Source organism: Parachlamydia acanthamoebae (assembly GCF_000875975.1).
In the GTDB taxonomy this organism is placed as follows: Bacteria; Chlamydiota; Chlamydiia; order Chlamydiales; family Parachlamydiaceae; genus Parachlamydia; species Parachlamydia acanthamoebae.
In genome coordinates this window covers 1-16,480 of sequence record NZ_BAWW01000028.1, presented here as the reverse complement: position 1 = coordinate 16,480, position 16,480 = coordinate 1, and the positions used below count along the sequence as shown (strand labels likewise).

General features: G+C 40.1%; 15 protein-coding genes and 1 pseudogene. 6 read left to right on the top strand and 10 right to left on the bottom strand.

The genetic code is table 11. The features are described 5' to 3' along the window. Positions 1–80: 80 nt before the first annotated feature. Positions 81–1,703, bottom strand: a complete 1,623-nt coding sequence (locus tag AOM43_RS06545) for a hypothetical protein (RefSeq protein WP_059359531.1) — start codon at positions 1,701–1,703, stop codon at positions 81–83. Between the two features lie 92 nt (positions 1,704–1,795). Between AOM43_RS06545 and AOM43_RS06540 the strand changes: the two genes are divergently transcribed. The 3 genes from AOM43_RS06540 to AOM43_RS06530 are packed head-to-tail and all read left to right on the top strand — an operon-like array spanning position 1,796 to position 3,775. Then, positions 1,796–2,872, top strand: coding sequence for a 3-deoxy-7-phosphoheptulonate synthase (locus AOM43_RS06540; RefSeq protein ID WP_006342241.1), 1,077 nt, complete (start codon positions 1,796–1,798; stop codon positions 2,870–2,872). Between the two features lie 9 nt (positions 2,873–2,881). Beyond that, entirely contained in the window at positions 2,882–3,337 is a 456-nt protein-coding gene (locus tag AOM43_RS06535) for a hypothetical protein (protein ID WP_006342242.1), read from the top strand. 33 nt (positions 3,338–3,370) lie between these two features. Next, entirely contained in the window at positions 3,371–3,775 is a 405-nt protein-coding gene (locus AOM43_RS06530; protein ID WP_059359528.1) for a hypothetical protein, read from the top strand. A gap of 32 nt (positions 3,776–3,807) precedes the next feature. On the opposite strand, the gene AOM43_RS06525 is transcribed toward AOM43_RS06530, so the two are convergent. Beyond that, a complete protein-coding gene (locus AOM43_RS06525; protein WP_059359525.1) occupies positions 3,808–5,082 on the bottom strand; it encodes a hypothetical protein in 1,275 nt (424 codons plus the stop codon). Between the two features lie 235 nt (positions 5,083–5,317). Between AOM43_RS06525 and AOM43_RS06520 the strand changes: the two genes are divergently transcribed. After that, positions 5,318–5,695 (top strand): hypothetical protein, encoded by a 378-nt coding sequence (locus tag AOM43_RS06520; protein WP_059359524.1) that lies wholly within the window; start codon positions 5,318–5,320, stop codon positions 5,693–5,695. Between the two features lie 53 nt (positions 5,696–5,748). Here AOM43_RS06520 and AOM43_RS06515 read toward each other — a convergent pair whose 3' ends face one another. From AOM43_RS06515 to AOM43_RS06485, 7 genes and pseudogenes are all read right to left on the bottom strand, one after another. Further along, the gene (locus tag AOM43_RS06515) at positions 5,749–6,177 is read right to left on the bottom strand and encodes an ATP synthase subunit C (RefSeq protein WP_006342246.1); all 429 of its coding nucleotides are present in this window, start codon (positions 6,175–6,177) and stop codon (positions 5,749–5,751) included. Positions 6,178–6,195: 18 nt separating this feature from the next. After that, positions 6,196–8,115: a V-type ATPase 116kDa subunit family protein gene (locus AOM43_RS06510; protein ID WP_059359521.1), complete on the bottom strand. Its 1,920-nt coding sequence runs from the start codon at positions 8,113–8,115 to the stop codon at positions 6,196–6,198. After that, complete coding sequence (locus tag AOM43_RS06505) at positions 8,105–8,755, bottom strand: V-type ATP synthase subunit D (protein ID WP_059359519.1); 651 nt, start codon at positions 8,753–8,755, stop codon at positions 8,105–8,107. The genes AOM43_RS06510 and AOM43_RS06505 overlap by 11 nt, the downstream gene beginning before the upstream one ends. Positions 8,756–8,764: 9 nt before the next feature. After that, on the bottom strand, positions 8,765–10,081 hold the full coding sequence (locus AOM43_RS06500) for a V-type ATP synthase subunit B (RefSeq protein WP_006342250.1): 1,317 nt from the start codon (positions 10,079–10,081) through the stop codon (positions 8,765–8,767). A 15-nt stretch (positions 10,082–10,096) separates the two neighbouring features. Beyond that, positions 10,097–11,887: a V-type ATP synthase subunit A gene (locus AOM43_RS06495; RefSeq protein ID WP_420835510.1), complete on the bottom strand. Its 1,791-nt coding sequence runs from the start codon at positions 11,885–11,887 to the stop codon at positions 10,097–10,099. Then, positions 11,881–12,605: pseudogene (locus AOM43_RS06490) on the bottom strand (DUF2764 family protein). The gene AOM43_RS06495 and the pseudogene AOM43_RS06490 overlap by 7 nt, the downstream one beginning before the upstream one ends. 54 nt (positions 12,606–12,659) lie before the next feature. Continuing rightward, entirely contained in the window at positions 12,660–13,295 is a 636-nt protein-coding gene (locus AOM43_RS06485; RefSeq protein ID WP_013925494.1) for an ATP synthase subunit E, read from the bottom strand. A 255-nt stretch (positions 13,296–13,550) separates the two neighbouring features. On the opposite strand from AOM43_RS06485, the gene AOM43_RS06480 reads away from it, so the two are divergent. Then, on the top strand, positions 13,551–14,615 hold the full coding sequence (locus tag AOM43_RS06480; RefSeq protein ID WP_059359517.1) for an NAD-dependent epimerase/dehydratase family protein: 1,065 nt from the start codon (positions 13,551–13,553) through the stop codon (positions 14,613–14,615). After that, positions 14,615–15,907, top strand: a complete 1,293-nt coding sequence (locus AOM43_RS06475; RefSeq protein ID WP_059359516.1) for a vitamin K epoxide reductase family protein — start codon at positions 14,615–14,617, stop codon at positions 15,905–15,907. The genes AOM43_RS06480 and AOM43_RS06475 overlap by 1 nt, the downstream gene beginning before the upstream one ends. A gap of 161 nt (positions 15,908–16,068) precedes the next feature. On the opposite strand, the gene AOM43_RS06470 is transcribed toward AOM43_RS06475, so the two are convergent. Next, a complete protein-coding gene (locus tag AOM43_RS06470) occupies positions 16,069–16,434 on the bottom strand; it encodes a hypothetical protein (RefSeq protein ID WP_226987431.1) in 366 nt (121 codons plus the stop codon). Positions 16,435–16,480: the final 46 nt, after the last annotated feature.

Sequence of the window (16,480 nt, the reverse complement as noted above, 5' to 3'; positions counted from 1 at the left end):
ATTAATTTAATTTTTTCAAAAAAATAAAACGAAAAAACAATAAGAAATGTATAATATCTTTCAAGGATTTTTATTTATAATCAGGTAAATAACCGATTAGCTTTATAAATTTGATTCATCTGATTATTTTCTTCCCCTTGATTGGGTTTATCCAAAAATAAAATTTTGGCTCCTCCTCTAAGACCCTGCCCTCCCCCTTCTTGAACAGCCGTCCAAAATGAAGGGGCGAAATCCTCCCCTTTGAGAGAATAACCAATTGAAACGTTAAAACATTGTAGAAAATGATGGATGATACGTTTAGCATCGCGAATGAAAGAAGTACAATACGCATTAAACGTTTGATTTCTTCCCCCATCCCTTCGCAAGAATTCCTGCAAATAATGGAGGCGAGCCAACAGACTTTCCGAGAGAGCTTTGCATTCTTCTGAAGATATTTTGTCTCGATTTTTTTCATTTGTCAAGGAGCGCATGGCGCTCAACTCGATTGCTATTTCCCGATTTTTTTTCCAAATGTCCGCCAAACCTCGATAATTCATTTCAGGATAATAGGCAGCAAACCACGTTTCAGCTAAAAGAACGGCTGATAAATGACTCCAAGTAGCTTGAGAAGCAACCCAAAGAGAGCAATCAAGGACAGCGCCCGGATGTGGTAAATGATTAACAAGATGAATAATGCCGGCAAAGTGGTGACGTTGGCAGCGACTATAATAATGATCAACGCAATCAACCGCTAAAGATGGCCAGAGACCTTCCCCTTGGTGGATGCCTCCCACATTTAAGATAGGCATTAGAGGCGTTGCAGATACATCAAGAAGCTCTCTTAAAACATCCCAAATGGGATGGGGAGGAGCATGATCGTTAATCGGATCATCAGAAACTGCAGAGAAAGCGATGATCGTATGTGCACCAACATCGTCACAAAAATGAGGGAGCCACATCGCTTGATCGAGGGCGGCTTCCCCATCTCGAGATAGAATAGAGTAAATAAGGCCGTATTGATTCCCTAAAATTTTTTCAAAGAATCTCACCTCATATAGGGCTTGGTCAGCGGAAGTCAGTTCTCTCTGATCTACGCTCGTCAAGAGATGCGAGAGAACCGAGCCACTTTCTATAAACAGATAATCAAAAGAATCTATTTTTTTAATTTCTTCTAAAAAAATGTGTTCATTCAAATGAGCCATCTTTTCAGAAAAAATAGGTTTTAAAATAACTTTGATCCCAAAATGTTGAAATGTCCGACAAATTTTTTCTAAAGACAGTTCCTTGGCTTGCTTAGGTAAAACGTGATCTCTTGCCCCCAAAATAATCGCGTTATAGCCGAGGGAGATCATTCGTTTAGCAAAAATAATCTGCTGTTCGACTTCACCTAAATAGTTGGGAATTGCCCAATGCATGTCACTTTCTGTTTGAATGGAAAGATCACATTCAATCCATAAAGGACGAAGGTTAAATTTTGGCGACATCTTCCCCAAAAAATCGGCATGGTGTCCACTCAAAGCGGCAATTTTTAAGCTGTGAATAGCGTAAGCGGAAACCAGTGGATTAGAGGCTTGGATTTGAAACGTTCCCATGCAGTAATCCGCGTCATAAAATTCATCCTTGGAGGATTTCATCTCTAAATTTAAGGATGGGAGTTTATTTTGAATGGAAATTTCTTTATAATTCCGAATGAAATCTTCAACCATTTCTTTTGCATTTTCCATACATATCTCTAGGTTTCGATGCTTAAAATCTACAAGTTTGTTAAGATAACGTAGAAAATAGCAACCACAACTTTTTAAAGGATTTTATTTGCATGACGTTGGAAGCCTCTCCCAAAAAACATCATAGCTCTCTACCTACACCTCAAGAGCTCATCCATAAAATTTCTCCCTCGTCTGCAAACGTCTCGTTTATTGAAACCAGCCGCCAGCAAATCCGAAATATCTTGGATGGTCACGATTCAAGGCTTTTGTTCATTGTAGGCCCCTGCTCAATCCACGATATCACAGCAGCAAAAGAATATGCCATTAAATTGCGCCACCTCTCTACAATCTTGTCAGATACTTTTTTTGTTATGATGCGTGTGCACTTTGAAAAGCCACGAACAGCACATGGTTGGAAAGGATTCCTTTATGACCCTTATTTAGATGGTTCTAACGACATTCAAAATGGATTTACGCTCACACGACAGCTATTATTAGATTTAGCTGACCTGGAAATGCCTGTTGCGACCGAGTTTTTAAATCCTGCGTGCGCACCTTATTTTGAAGATCTGATTTCTTGGGGTTGTATTGGAGCCAGAACCTCCGCTTCCCCCATTCACCGTCAATTGGCATCAAGTCTTCCTATGCCTATTGCCTTCAAAAATAGCGTCGATGGGAATATCGAAATTGCAGCTTCAGGTGCCGCCGTTGCATCTAATGCCCACTATTGGATTGGGATCAATGATGAAGGACAAAATGCGATTTTAACATCCACAGGTAATTCACATGCTCATATTGTTCTTAGAGGAGGAGAAAGACATTCTAATTACGACTTCGAATCCATTGATACGGCTTTGAAAATTTTAGAAAAATTGGAACTCCCCCCCCGTTTGCTCATTGATTGTGCGCATGGCAATGCCTCTCGACAACATCTCAAACAAATGGATGTTTTTCAATCTGTCATCGAGCAAATCATTCAGGGAAATACATACATTCGTGGCTTAATTTTGGAGAGCCATTTATCTGAAGGTAATCAAGCCATTGAAAACTTACCTCTTCAGCATGGCGTGTCGATTACCGATCCTTGCTTAGGTTGGGCATCCACTGAAGATCTTGCCAGGTGGGGCCGCGAGCAATTGAATGCAAACGCTTGCAATGAAGCCCATTTGTCTTTCCAAACACTTTAATGGTTTCTCATGTCGAAAAAAAACGTCCCCTTTTTATGCGTATGCCTTTGCCTGCTTCTTTCGGGTTGCATGCGACAAATTCTGACCGTCCAAACCGAATATCTCAGTCATGAAAACTTGGCGAGCTATCATGTCAGAACACCCGATCCCTTGTTATGGAATCCTCCCATAGGCCAACGTTTGCTGGTAAGTTGGCAATTACCACCTTCCATAAAATGCACTGAAGATCTGGCTTTGAACATCCAGCTGCATTTTCACAATCACACCACGAAGACAGAGATTGTGCCCGTTCGAAGAAATACGGGAACATATGTTTACGCATTATTGAATGCCGATTATTCAGAAAAAAAAGGCATCTTAACTTACAAAGTTCAGCTAACCTTGGCCGACCAAATTTTGGAAGAATGGAGACATCAGCTTTGGGTAGAACTCATCACACTGAATGAAGACAAAGAGCAAGAATAAACCGACGTAACTTTTTATAATTATTGAGTAATCATGACCATTTCTTTTATCACAATCGATGAAAATACGCCCTCTGAATGGTTTGTCGTTAAACATTCATTCCCACAAATCTCAAGAGAACAAATCCATTTATACTCAAACGTAAACGTGGAAAAAGTTTGCTCAACTGAAAAAGCCGCTGAATTGGCAGCAAAAGCATTTGCCACATCAAACAATCTCCATTATGTAACAACAACCTTCGTCATGACAGTCTGTAAGCTTCCCAGAGGCTATGTTCCTGTGAAATTATCGCCTCGCGGAGGGGTTAAAACACAAGAAAGCACCCCTGATTTCTCCGTTGCTGTCAAAAAAGCACAACAGTATGCCATTGAGGAAGGATTGACTTTTATCTTGCCGCATTCAATCGAAACAAACAGCCTTGACGCGCTCTTAGACTAAGTTTGCTTCACTCTGCAAGGCCTTAACTGACCTTAGTAAGTCTGCGTGCTCAATATCTCGTGAACGATTTCTTTAATTTGGATTTTATAGTTTTCCCTAAAAGTTTTTGGTAGAGCATTAACCCTAAAAATTTTGATTCCCTGGTCGGGTTTTAGCAGATAAGCTAACAATCGACATTGGGGAGTAGACAACACCGGGAGACCCCCTCGAAATTTTAAATATTTTTTAGCCTGTTTTAATTTCCGAGCTTGTAAAAGATCGCCCACTTGTTCAAAAGAGGCGCCTGTAGTTTTTAATGGAATTCCATGATGCGCAGATAGCCAAAGAGGACTGCTTTCAGAGTAGGCTAATTCTTTTGGAATACAAATAACGAGTAAATTACCCACTTGGGACTGTTCTCCAAAGCCTTGTTTAATTATTTCAATTTTGTCGTTAATCAAAGCTCTTTGATCAGATGTTAAATCATATAAACCTAATAATTCCTCTAATAATTCATTTAACACGTGCGTCGGGTTGAGCGCATTTCCATTTTTTCTAACGTAATCAAATGCAGATTCTGAAGCCTCTATATTTTCATCATAAATATCAGCGGATATAATCTCATTTCTATCGCGAGTATCATCTATCCGTCCTTCTTGTTTGATCTCTTGAAATTCAGCAAAATTTCCATATTCTTCGGCTTCAACAGGATTTCGTAAAAATTTAAAGCTTTTCAGATCATTTTGAGGATTTTGAATTTTTTGAATTTCTTTTACTAGATCGGTGTAAATGTTTAAATATGTGCTTTGCGCATGAATGACGATAGAATAGTCTTGGCTAAAATAATTGCGAATGTAGGCGTATTTCTTATAAACCTCAGCAAGCTTTGCGCTATCATTACTAAAAACCAAGTTTTTACGAATTTTTGGAGGGATCGTGTCCATGCACTCAGTTTTTTTCCACCCGACTCTTTTTTTAATCACTTCAAAGGCAAGTTCGGCTAATTCTTCAATTGGATTAGATGGAAGAATATGAAAAAAGCGTAAGCTATCTTGAAATGGCTTCTTTGCACCGGAAGACTGAGTCTTACGAAGCAAATTCACTAGATTAACATAAAAAATTTTAAGAAAATCTGTTTCTTTTCCTTCCAAAGCTTCCTTTACGTCTTGAGAATTTTCTGTTAAAAAAGTTTGAGTGAATTTGCGAACAGGAGCCAAATCACATTTGTGATTTTCAATGACTAACTCATCATCCCGAATACCGAGATATTTAAAATCTGTAGAACCCCAAAAAATAGGTTTTTCAAATAAGCTATTGGGAAGAAACATTTCACACCTTTGATAAAGAAAATAATCAATAAGTATAAACTATCCACAAAAAAACGCAAACAAACTACTTTAAAATTTAATTAAGTTATCAAATTAGAAAAAGCAGGAAAGATTTACTTCTTTTCAATGTGCGAAAAAGAGAACAGCAGCCACTCTCGTTCAAATAAAACAACGTTTGAAATTATTTATTGATTCGCTTATTTTCAGGCATTTCACCTTTAATCATTGAGAAAACATGACGATTTCATTTATTACGATTGCTGAAAGTGAGCCCCATAAATGGTCTGTAGTAAAGAATACCTTTCCTAAAATCTCGGGAATGCTCATTCAATTCTCTTCTGATGTAACTGTCGAAAGTACCCATGCCAGTAAAAAAACAGCTAAATTGGCAGCAAAAGAATTCGCCAAAGCAAGAAATCTTCATTATATCAAAATGCATACAAGTGTGATGACGATTTGCAAAGTTTTTGGCAGCTATTCTCCAGTGAAATTATCGACTGATGGAGAAGCTAAGTGGGAAGGAGATCCATCCGATCTAAATACAACGATTATCAATGCGTGGCTGCATGCTGTGCGTACCAAGCTTATTTTTATATTCCCAGAGCTAATCTGAGTAGCTACCAAATAAAAAAGCACACAAAGCGAATGCCTTGTGTGCTTTTGCATTTACAGAAGTAGTAAAGAGAATACAAATGTAAATAGCGCAAACGATTCGATAATTCCCAATGCAGCAAAACACTTACCAAAAATTGCCGGTTGTTTTGCAGAAGCTTGAATACCTGTCGCAGCAGCCATTCCTTGATAAATCGCTGAAACCATAATTGCCGCACCCGCAACTGCCCCAATCCCGATTCCGGATAAAGGTGCTAAAGCGCCAGCTTTAATGGCTCTGCTCATCAAAAGCATTAAAATAAACCCATAAATAGACTGTGAAGATGGAGCAGCAGCCATTCCAATGAATTTTCCGTGTCCCTCTTCTACTCTACTCATTACAGCATGAGAAGCCATTCCTGCGATACCGCAGCCAATACTGCTTCCAATACTACTTAAACCCAGCGCCAAAGCGGGTCCCACCATGTCGAAATTGAAATCCATTGTGATTTCTCCTAGAAGTTAGTCAAGTGAAATTTTTCGAAGAGGATTAAACATTTTTCCTCCCCCTTCAAAGCTATAGTGATACCATTCCAAAAAGTTAAGACGGAGCCCATGGATGACGCCGCTCATAATAGCTAAGGCAAAGTTGACAGCATGACCCAATATCATCACAATCAAAGCGAGAACAAAAGTCATCGATTCACTCATTTCATTGATCACGCTTGCCATGATCGCTCCAGCCAATCCTAAAGCATATAAACGCAAATAGGAAAGTACATCTGAAAACACCTGAATCGCCGTCATTGCCTCAAACACGCCCAAAAACTTTTGTTTGAAAATGGCAATGATGACTGCAATTGCCGTCCCAATCATTAAAAGATAGAGGCCCTGAATTCCTGCCTGTTCTTTATCCAAATGGAAGATGTAGTGCAGCATAGAGGTTGCATCCAAATAGTAAGGAAAATATAAATATCCCCCCACCAGGCAGATTAACCATCCGATTGCTGTCCAATTCCGATTTGCATAGCGAATGAGCGAAATTCCAATATGAATGACACCAATAAAAAGGGCAAATTCCAACATAATATTATCTGAAAATTTGCTAATAATGTCATAGCTTTTTTTACCCTTTTGCTCGCTGTAGCCTTTGGCTAAAAACTCTTTTGGATCTGTGACCCCTTTGAGTTGCGGAAATTTATCTACCCATTCTTGGTACACCGCATCTTGGTGTTGGATGTGATAATCCGCTTTCTTTTCTGTCAGCCACGTTAAGGGGGCCATTTTATGCAGCGGATTGTCAGGGCTTAGATTCATCCCAAAAAAAGAGTGGGTGACAAGGCCCCAACCAATACAAAAAACAGCTAACAGGGTCGTAAGATTCAAAACACGCTTCCCTAAATTTTTCAAGTTTGGCTTTTTGTATCGAATGAAAAGCACAATGCCTAGAAGGATTAATCCATATCCCCCATCGCCCATAATCATGGCGAAGAAAAGTAAAAAGAAAAATAATACCCACAAAGAGGGATCTTTGTCACTAATAGAGGGAGAATCGTAAATATGCACGAGGTCTTCCCCCATGCGAGAAAGATTTTGATTCTCCAAATAGGTCGGAACAGTATCTGTCGGTTCAATTTCAATTTCTTCTGAATGTACCCTAAATTTGTCGACAAGTTTTTGGATTTCATCTTGTTTATTAACCGGAACCCATCCTTGAACAGCAAAGAGATTTCCATCTAAAATATCTTCTGCATAACCTTTGGCATGTATCAAATGATACTTGTTCAGCTTGTCAACAAGACCTTGATGCAAAAAGTGGTTATATTTCTCATAACTTCTTAAAAGATGTTCTGTTTCAATCCATTCTTTGTGCGCTTCTTGGTTGCGTTGTTTTAGCTTTCCAAGAGGATGTTCGATTTTCATCTCCACCATTTTCTCATATTGCTTCGGTATTTTGCTAATCGAAACAAAATAATCGAGACCATGGTCGGAACCAATTTTTATGAGCTCATCTGAAAGTGCGTGATGATCAAAGAAATCCTTTTTAGCGAAGAAAAACTGCACCTTGCGATTTCCTTCTTTTTCGATAGCAGCAATGTCATCCAATGAAAAATCACCAAAAACCTCAATCCGGCTAATTTCCAAAGCCGTCATCCGCTTTTCTTCTTCCAACTGATCAAGCTTATGTTTAAGCTGCAAAATTTTTTGGGCTAAACCATCTGCGAGAGCAATATTCCCCTGGTCTTCTTGCGGTAAAGTGGGAAAACCCCGCACGATTTTAATAGCAGAGGCTAGATCCTGCACTTCTTGTGGAATTTCTCGATCTTTAACTGCCGAGGGAGAAATAAATTGGACTTGCCCGATTTCTTGAGCTTTTTTAAAGAAAACTTCCCGTTCATCCTCAATTCCTACAAATAGAACTTTTTTCACGTCATAGCGCATCAGTAGCCTCCTGAAGTGTTTTTTGTTCTAAAGCCGCCGCCTTCTGAGCCTCCACCTTTTCCTTTGCAACCTTTGCACGTGCAACAGCTGCGAGTTCCTGGTCTCCCAAGAAAACTTTAATTTTCTTGATGTTGACAAGGGCACGAGGGATGAGAATTTTTTCAAAAAGGTTCACGCGAATTGAAACTTCACGAAGTTCTTTTTCCAAAGCGCTCTTTTTTTCTCTAGCCACTTTGATTTTTTCGGTAGCCTCAATTAGCGAGCGTAGCCCTGTGATTAAAGGATCTACCCATGGAGGCGTGTCAAACAAATCGTAAGTCAAATCAGCAAATTTAATGGATTCGAAATGGGGAACTTCCACACCTGCAATATTTTCAAAACGCTTATTGAGGGAAACGACTCTGGTTGCTTCCTTAAAGTCCACAGGCGTTTTTTCCGTAAAAAGCTCGCTATAAGCTTCTACCTGATAATGCTTTTGCTCATATAATTGCTCAAGTTGGGCAATTTCATTACGTGCATCATTGACTTCCGTTTGCAACATCGCTTTTTTCAACTGCAAGGTGGGCAAATATTTTTGTAATTGCCCCAAACGACCTTGCTGAGAGCGTAGTTCATTTTTCGTTAACTTAATTTCTGCCATACTTTCCTACTAAGCACCAACAAGTGCATTTTTTGGCCAGTATTTGTCTAATAATGTTTTCTTAATCCCAACTTCCTCAGATTGGAAACATTCTGCGAGAGTTTGCCATCCTAAATCTAAAGCTTCTTCGAGAGAATAGTTGACTTCCAAGTTCATCATACGGTCCTCAAATAGCTTTGAATAAGCTAACAACTGCTCATCCCAGCGAGAAAGTTTAAAACCCATTCCTTGTCTTTCACGTGCTTTTTTAGAACTTGCATAAAGACGAATCATGGTGTTAGCCAGATCTCCATGATCTTCGCGTGTTTCTTTTCCAATCACAAGCTGTTTTAAACGAGATAAGGAACCAAAAGGGTCAATTTGTTTATTATGCAGATAAAACTGACCTTCAGTGATATAACCTGTATTATCAGGAACCGGGTGAGTCACGTCATCGCCTGGCATGGTTGTGACCGCGACGATTGTGATAGAACCGCTACCTTCAATTAACACCGCTTTTTCATAGCGAGATGCTAGATCGGAGTATAGAGATCCTGGGTAGCCTCGATTGGAAGGGACTTGGTCCATCGTGATCGCAATTTCTTTGATGCTATCTGCGAATGCCGTCATATCTGTCATCAACACCAGCACGTGTTTTCCGTTAACAGCAAATTTTTCTGCACAAGCTAAAGCCATGTCAGGCACCAACAGACATTCTACGGCAGGGTCGGTTGCGCGATGAACGAACATTACCGTTTTGTTCATCGAACCGGATTCTTCTGCATTATCAATAAAGGCTTGGTAGTCAGCAAAAGTAAGCCCCATCCCTGAGATGATAACCACATCCGCATCTGTTTGGTTGGCAATACGCATTAAAAGCTGGTTATACGGTTCTCCTGGAACAGAAAAAATCGGGATTTTTTGTGATTTCACAAGCGTATTGAAGACATCAATCATCGGGATATTCGTTCTTACCATTTCCCGCGGGATCACACGACGTACAGGATTAAACGAAGGCGCTCCAATGTTAATGGACTCGCCAACAATGCTGGGTCCACCATCAATAGGTTCACCTGCACCATTTAAACGCCTTCCCAGTAAAGCATCTCCAAAAGAAGCTTGCATTTGCCGACCTAAAAACGTCACCCGGTCTCCGGTTGAAATTCCGCGTGTATTCTGGAAAACCTGCAAAGTCACAGTTTCTCCTTCAATTCGCAAAACAGATGCATAAATATGACGCCCGTCTCTTAAATCGACTCGAGCTAATTCTCCCAAACTAACGCCCTGAGCCGTGACAGTAATCAGGTTTCCACGCATGTCATTAATACGATCATATACTTTTTTCATGGGTATCCTCAGAGGTTAATCAGCTTGTGCGCTTTCGATGCTTTCTTCTATTTTGCTGTAAGCAGCGCGATATTTATCAGAATCAAACGGAAGAGAATTCATGTCTTTGATCTGATTTTGCAAGCGCAAGAAATATTGCCTAGCATCATCATGGGTTGCAAACACAAAATGTGTGTCAAAAATTTTACGAATAACTTCTAAAAGCTTCACTTGACGATGAAGAGGGCAATAAGTGTCTTCTTTATCAAACGCATTTTGTTGTAGGTAGCAAAAGTCATAGAGCTCAGCTTTTAAATAGAGGATTAAATCTTCTAAAGCCGTACCTTCCTCACCCACAACTTCCATACGCTTCCCGATCTCATCTCCTCGACGAAGAATGTTCGCAGCTTTTTTAACAACCTGCCCCCATCCTTCTAGTTGAGAATCCATTTCTTTCGCCACTTGATCGATGTATTTCGACCAGGAAATTAAAGGATCGATAGCAGGATAGCGTCTCGAATCTGAACGCTCTCGCGACAGCCCCAAGAAAGCCCCCACAACAGCCAAAGTAGCTTGCGTCACAGGCTCTTCAAAGTTACCACCCGCAGGCGAAACAGCTCCACCAACAGTAACAGAGCCCTGCTTTTCATTGCGTAAGGCGATCACACCCGAGCGTTCGTAGAATGCTGCAATTCTAGATGCTAAATAAGCTGGGAATGCTTCTTCGCCAGGAATTTCTTCAAGTCGGCCTGACATTTCACGCAGCGCTTGTGCCCATCTAGAAGTGGAATCTGCTAAAAGCAGGACATCCAATCCCATTTGGCGATAGTATTCTGCAATTGTCATTCCTAGATAAATGGAAGATTCACGCGCTGCAACAGGCATGGAAGAAGTGTTACAAATAATAACAGTGCGCTCCATCAACGTATTTCCTGTGTGAGGGTCTGTTAGATGGGGAAACTCTCTTAAGATTTCCACCACTTCACCTGCACGCTCACCACAAGCTGTAACAACGACAATGTCGACCGACGAATATTTCGATAAGTGGTGCTGAATGACAGTTTTTCCTGCACCAAAAGGACCTGGAGTACAAAACGTTCCCCCTTTCATGACAGGAAACTGCGTATCAATAATCCGTAACCCCGTATCCATCATTTTCGTGGGTTTAATTTTTTCCCCTTCAAATAAGGCGTTTTTGATGGGCCATTTTTGTACCATCGTAAAAGCATGTTCCTGTCCTTTCTCATCTTCAACGCGAGCCACTACAGTATCGACATTATAAGCACCAGGAGCAATCACCCATTTCACTTTATATGTTCCATAAAGAGCAAAGGGAACCATAATATGGTGATGAAAACGTCCTTCTAGCGTCGTCCCTAAAGTATCGCCACGACGCACAACATCTCCCACTTTTGCTTTTGGCTCATAGTCCCAGCTTTTAGCGCGATCTAAAGGTACCAAGTAGAGTCCTCGAGGTAGAAAATAGCCGGCATGTTCCGCAACTTTTTCTAACGGATTCTGAAGCCCATCTAATATAGAAGAAAGCAAGCCAGGGCCTAATTCTGCTTCCAAAAGATCGCCGACAAAATCAACGTCAGTTTCGTATTGAACACCTTTGGTATCTTCAAAGACCTGAATCTTCGCTTCATTTTTGTTGATTTCAATCACTTCAGCTTTCAGGCGAATTCCATCGACATGTACCATTGCCACTTCACCCTGTCGAATATTGCCTTCAAACTCTACTTGAAGCAAGTTTCCAAAAGCTTTGACAACTTTCCCTACGGCTTTTTTATTTTCTTGAATGGTGGTTTGGCTTTCACTCATGATGCATCCTTCACTAGGGTATCCACAGTTTGTATTCCTTTTTGCCTATCTAAAGCTCGCCATTTTTCAATGAGGGCAAGCTGAACAAAATAGGCATATATCCGATCGATTGAAAACACGTCGGTGCCCCAAAAGCTTTCTACTTTATGAAAACGGTATTCCGTTAATGCTTGGTAGAGAGCGAGTGGGTTATTGTAATGTTCATCAAATAGTTGTTTGAGATCCTCATACCCTTCCGGTAGCTCAAAAGAATTAGAATCCTTTTGGGCTAAAAGTTGAGCAACTAAATCATCTGAAGAATCTTCATACTGAAAAACTTGAACGAGGTCCCGCCTTTTTTGGCGCGAAATGCGGCAAAAACAAGCCGCCATTCTCTTTCAAAGCGTAAAAATTTTTGGGTGAAGCCTTTTGAATGGGCTGCCTCTTCTCGAAAAAATGTGGACACAAGGCCAGAAAAATGAGACAGGCGATCTTCAGTTTTTTCGTGAACATCCAAAAAATCAAAGACGTAATCGGGAAATCCCTCCCTCACAACAAGCGCATCCTCCAGCTCATTTTCATCAAAAGCGCCTAAATGATCAAAGGGCTCCTTTTTCCAAAATGCGCGCATATTTTGAATATCATAATAGCGACGAAGAAGTTTAAGACCTTCTAAATCATCAGGTTGTAAATTTTCATACAGCAATGTTTCGAATTCATGAAAATTCATTTCAGGAGGCATATCGATTTTGAGCTCGGGAAGTGCTGAGCCAACAAAATAATACTGGGTCATAAACTACCCACCTTTAATGCCAAAAATAAGCTGACGGAAATCTTTTCGCGCGTAGCCGGCCAAAAGTTCTTTTAATGTTTGGTCTGTGATGTCAATTGTTAGGCGTTTGCCATGCAATTTAACTTCTGCACCACCCGAAAAATTGCCTAAGGTGACTCCTTTTTCATTCAGTTTGCTTTTCACATTCTCTAAAAGCAAAGCGTTCACTTGTTCAGGAGAAACTCGTTTGGAAATGACAGCGCTTAAATTGGAAGAGATGCCTTCTTTTTGAACAGCTTCAACAATAGCGTTCACAACATTTGCAATAAGTTTTGGATCTGCCGTTTGTTTTTCTAGAAGACCTTCTAGTTCTTCGTTAAAGAGCTTATGCTCAATTGATTGACGTAAAGATTCAAGACCTTGTCTAGCAGCTTGTTCCAAAGAGGATTGGAAAACGTTCCGCTCTTGTTCAATGGATTTGCGGGCTTGTGCATGCAATGTAACAGCCTGCTGTTCAGCTTCTTTGATAATTTTAGCAGCCTTGGCATGCGCTTCAGCAATAATTTCCTGAGCTTCTTGCCTTGCTGGTTCAAGAGTTTCCTTGCGAAGAGTATCGCAAATTTTCTGAATCTTATCCTGACCTTTCTCAAATTTTTCCATGATCACCATTGCATCTAAAAGGGTTTAAGTCGTTCCTTTGCAAAGAATTTTGTTTAAACAATTAGAATAGCCCGAGACATCCCTATTATTTTCCCAAATCATTAGGTTATTAGATGAGTTGTTTCGAGTAAAGACAAAAACGCCATTTTATCAGAGTAAAATCCTAATAAAATTGGTTGTATTATTTTCTTAGACTGATTAGAAAGCAAATTAAGAGTTTAGAACGTTGAGTGACATAATTACAGGAGAAATCAGGTGAATGAAGAAGGCTTTGTTCTCATAACAGGAAGCAGTGGAAGGATTGGACGAAGCGTCATTCAAAGACTAGGTGGTAAATACCCACTGGTAGGATTTGATGTTGTTCCCTCTAAATACAAAAATGATAACGTTGAATTCATTCAAGTCGATATCACTTCAGATGAAAGCGTCAAAAATGGATTACATATTGCCCGCACAAAATATGGCCCCAAAATCATTTCGGTCATCCATCTCGCTGCATATTATAGCTTTGGAGAGGGAGACCCGACTCTTTATCAAAAAATTACCGTCGAGGGAACAGAACGCTTACTTCGAGAAGTACAAAAATTTGACACCCAACAGTTTTTATTTTCTGGAACCCAATTAATTTATGCCCCTTGCCCAGTAGGAAGAACGATTAACGAAGACTCTCCGATTGATCCTAAATGGGACTATCCAAAATCCAAGGTTAAAACGGAAGCTCTGATTCAACAAAATAGAGGCACTATTCCCGCCGTTATCATGCAAATCGCAGGATGCTACGACGATCAGTGCCACTCCATCCCTATCGCGAACCAAATTCAACGCATCTATGAAAAACAACTCATTAGCCATCTTTTTTCTGGCAATCTCAACCATGGCTCTCCCTTTTTGCATTTAGACGACCTTGCGGAAGCCATTTGGTTGGCTGTCGAAAAAAGGCATACACTCCCCCCCGAATTAAAAGTGTTAATCGGGGAAGACGCCACATTAAGTTACGATCAAATCCAAAGGATTATCGCTTCTCAACTTTATGGTAAAACATTCAAAACCTATCAAGTTCCTAAGTGGATTGCCAAAATAGGTGCATGGATTTTAGATCACTCCCCATTTGAAAAAATTTTTTTTATCAAACCTTGGATGATCGACATCGCGGATGATAACTACACGTTAGACATTACGCGTGCAAGGGAGACTTTGGGATGGACACCGAAAAATTTTGTGGGTCATTCCCTTCAAAAAATGATCAAATCCCTTAAAGCAGATCCTCTGGAATGGTATAAAGCCAATGATCTGTCAATTCCTAAATCGATGAAAGAATAATGCTTTACTCTGAACAAAAAGACCGTTGGACTCGTTATGTAATTGTCATTTTAGGGTGTTGGTTAATTTTCACTCCCTTGACATTTACCTCTCAGAGTCGCACCCTCTACTGGAATGATATTTTATGCGGCATTTTGTTGGTCACCTTTGGCTTTTATGCATTAAACACTAGACACACATGGGAGCCCTGGGTTTGTGCCGCAATTGGCGTTTGGCTTCAATTCGCGCCCCTTCTTTTTTGGGCACCCGACGCACTGACTTACTTAAATGAAACCCTTGTAGGATCATTAGTCATCATCTTTTCAATTTTAATTCCTGGTGTGACTGTTCAAAACCAAACGTTCGGAAATCCCATTCCAGAAGGATGGTCTTACAACCCCTCCTCATGGCCTCAAAGAGCTCCCATTATTGCCTTAGGATTTGTTTGTTGGTTTTCATCTCGCTACATGGCCTCTTATCAATTAGGCTATCTTAATCATATTTGGGATCCTATTTTTGATAACGGAACTCTTAAAGTCATTACCTCATCCGTTTCAAAAGCATTCCCCATCTCAGATGCAGGCTTAGGAGCATTTGCCTATACAATTGAGACTTTGACAGGATTCAAAGGTGGTATAAAACGGTGGTATACCATGCCATGGGCTGTGATTTTTTTTGGAGTCTTGGTGATTCCCGTTGGCCTGACAAGCATCATCTTAATCATGCTCCAGCCCATCTTAGTAGGATACTGGTGTTTTTGGTGTCTTTTAACCGCTTTTTGCATGCTGGCAATGATTGCCCTGACCGTTGACGAGGTCGCAGCAACCCTGCAATTTCTATCACAATCAACGAAAAGCGGAAATTCTTTCTGGAAAACATTTTGGAAAGGTGGTGAGCCGTTATTGAATGAGCGCGATGCCTCGATAATCACTTATGGATGCTTGGATAAATGTTTAAGCATGGTAAAAGGTGTTGGTCTTCCCTGGAACTTAGCCTTAAGCGCTCTTATCGGAATAACGCTTCTTTTTTCCAAATCTTTTCTCTCCTTTGGAGATGAAACAACAGCACCTTATATTCTAGGAGCTCTCATCACCACGATTTCGATTATATCGGTAGCCGAAGTAATCCGATCTTTTCGGTATTTGAATATGGGTTTAGGATTGTGCTTAATCGCAAGCACCTGGTTTTTAAAAGAATTCACCCCTCTATCTTTAGCCTTGACTTGCGGAATGGGAATAGCCTTAATTCTTTTATGCATTCAACGAGGAAAAATTAACGAAACCTATGGAAGCCTCAATCACTGGATTTTATGATGACAACGTCGAGCAGTCAAAAATTTGGAGTTCGCTCGTAAACTCGAACATAATCTAAAATCAAGATTTCAATATTTATGAATATTTTTTCCCCTCAAAATTAATCGAGGAGCATTTTAGAGAGGATTTTTGAAATCTGAAATCCTCTCTAAAATGCGCTATCATTGCTTTGTCAGCGTTAAATTAGCTTCATAAAAAATGAGATCCGTCTCGATACTAATTTGATCACCAGCATTTAAAAGCTGCGAGGTTGTTGAAGAGACTTTCTGAGAATTTGCTAGCACATCACTAATTGTCACAGGAAGATCAAAAACAGCATTATTGACTTTTAGTTGAAAAGTAAAATTTGAGGAAACATTGGATGTCCCTTCAAATTCAATGAGATAGTTTCCAGACAGTGGGATTGTAATAACACCACCAGTTTGCGCTTTATGAACAAGCGTTACAGCTCTGCTATTAAAAGGAATAGCTCCTGGAGCGGAGATATTGTCAAATGTTGTGTTTTGAGCATCTAATAGCGCATCCAATTTTTTAAAAATTAAGCTGTGTATTTCACGTTAAAGACTTCTTCCC

What these genes read in the sequence shown, in the direction of transcription:
- AOM43_RS06515 (WP_006342246.1), bottom strand. Translation starts at nt 6,177, where the DNA reads ATGGATTTCAATTTCGACATGGTGGGACCCGCTTTGGCGCTGGGTTTA.
- AOM43_RS06505 (WP_059359519.1), bottom strand. Translation starts at nt 8,755, where the DNA reads ATGGCAGAAATTAAGTTAACGAAAAATGAACTACGCTCTCAGCAAGGT.
- AOM43_RS06545 (WP_059359531.1), bottom strand. Translation starts at nt 1,703, where the DNA reads ATGGAAAATGCAAAAGAAATGGTTGAAGATTTCATTCGGAATTATAAA.
- AOM43_RS06520 (WP_059359524.1), top strand. Translation starts at nt 5,318, where the DNA reads ATGACGATTTCATTTATTACGATTGCTGAAAGTGAGCCCCATAAATGG.
- AOM43_RS06530 (WP_059359528.1), top strand. Translation starts at nt 3,371, where the DNA reads ATGACCATTTCTTTTATCACAATCGATGAAAATACGCCCTCTGAATGG.
- AOM43_RS06500 (WP_006342250.1), bottom strand. Translation starts at nt 10,081, where the DNA reads ATGAAAAAAGTATATGATCGTATTAATGACATGCGTGGAAACCTGATT.
- AOM43_RS06485 (WP_013925494.1), bottom strand. Translation starts at nt 13,295, where the DNA reads ATGGAAAAATTTGAGAAAGGTCAGGATAAGATTCAGAAAATTTGCGAT.
- AOM43_RS06525 (WP_059359525.1), bottom strand. Translation starts at nt 5,082, where the DNA reads ATGTTTCTTCCCAATAGCTTATTTGAAAAACCTATTTTTTGGGGTTCT.
- AOM43_RS06535 (WP_006342242.1), top strand. Translation starts at nt 2,882, where the DNA reads ATGTCGAAAAAAAACGTCCCCTTTTTATGCGTATGCCTTTGCCTGCTT.
- AOM43_RS06510 (WP_059359521.1), bottom strand. Translation starts at nt 8,115, where the DNA reads ATGCGCTATGACGTGAAAAAAGTTCTATTTGTAGGAATTGAGGATGAA.
- AOM43_RS06475 (WP_059359516.1), top strand. Translation starts at nt 14,615, where the DNA reads ATGCTTTACTCTGAACAAAAAGACCGTTGGACTCGTTATGTAATTGTC.
- AOM43_RS06540 (WP_006342241.1), top strand. Translation starts at nt 1,796, where the DNA reads ATGACGTTGGAAGCCTCTCCCAAAAAACATCATAGCTCTCTACCTACA.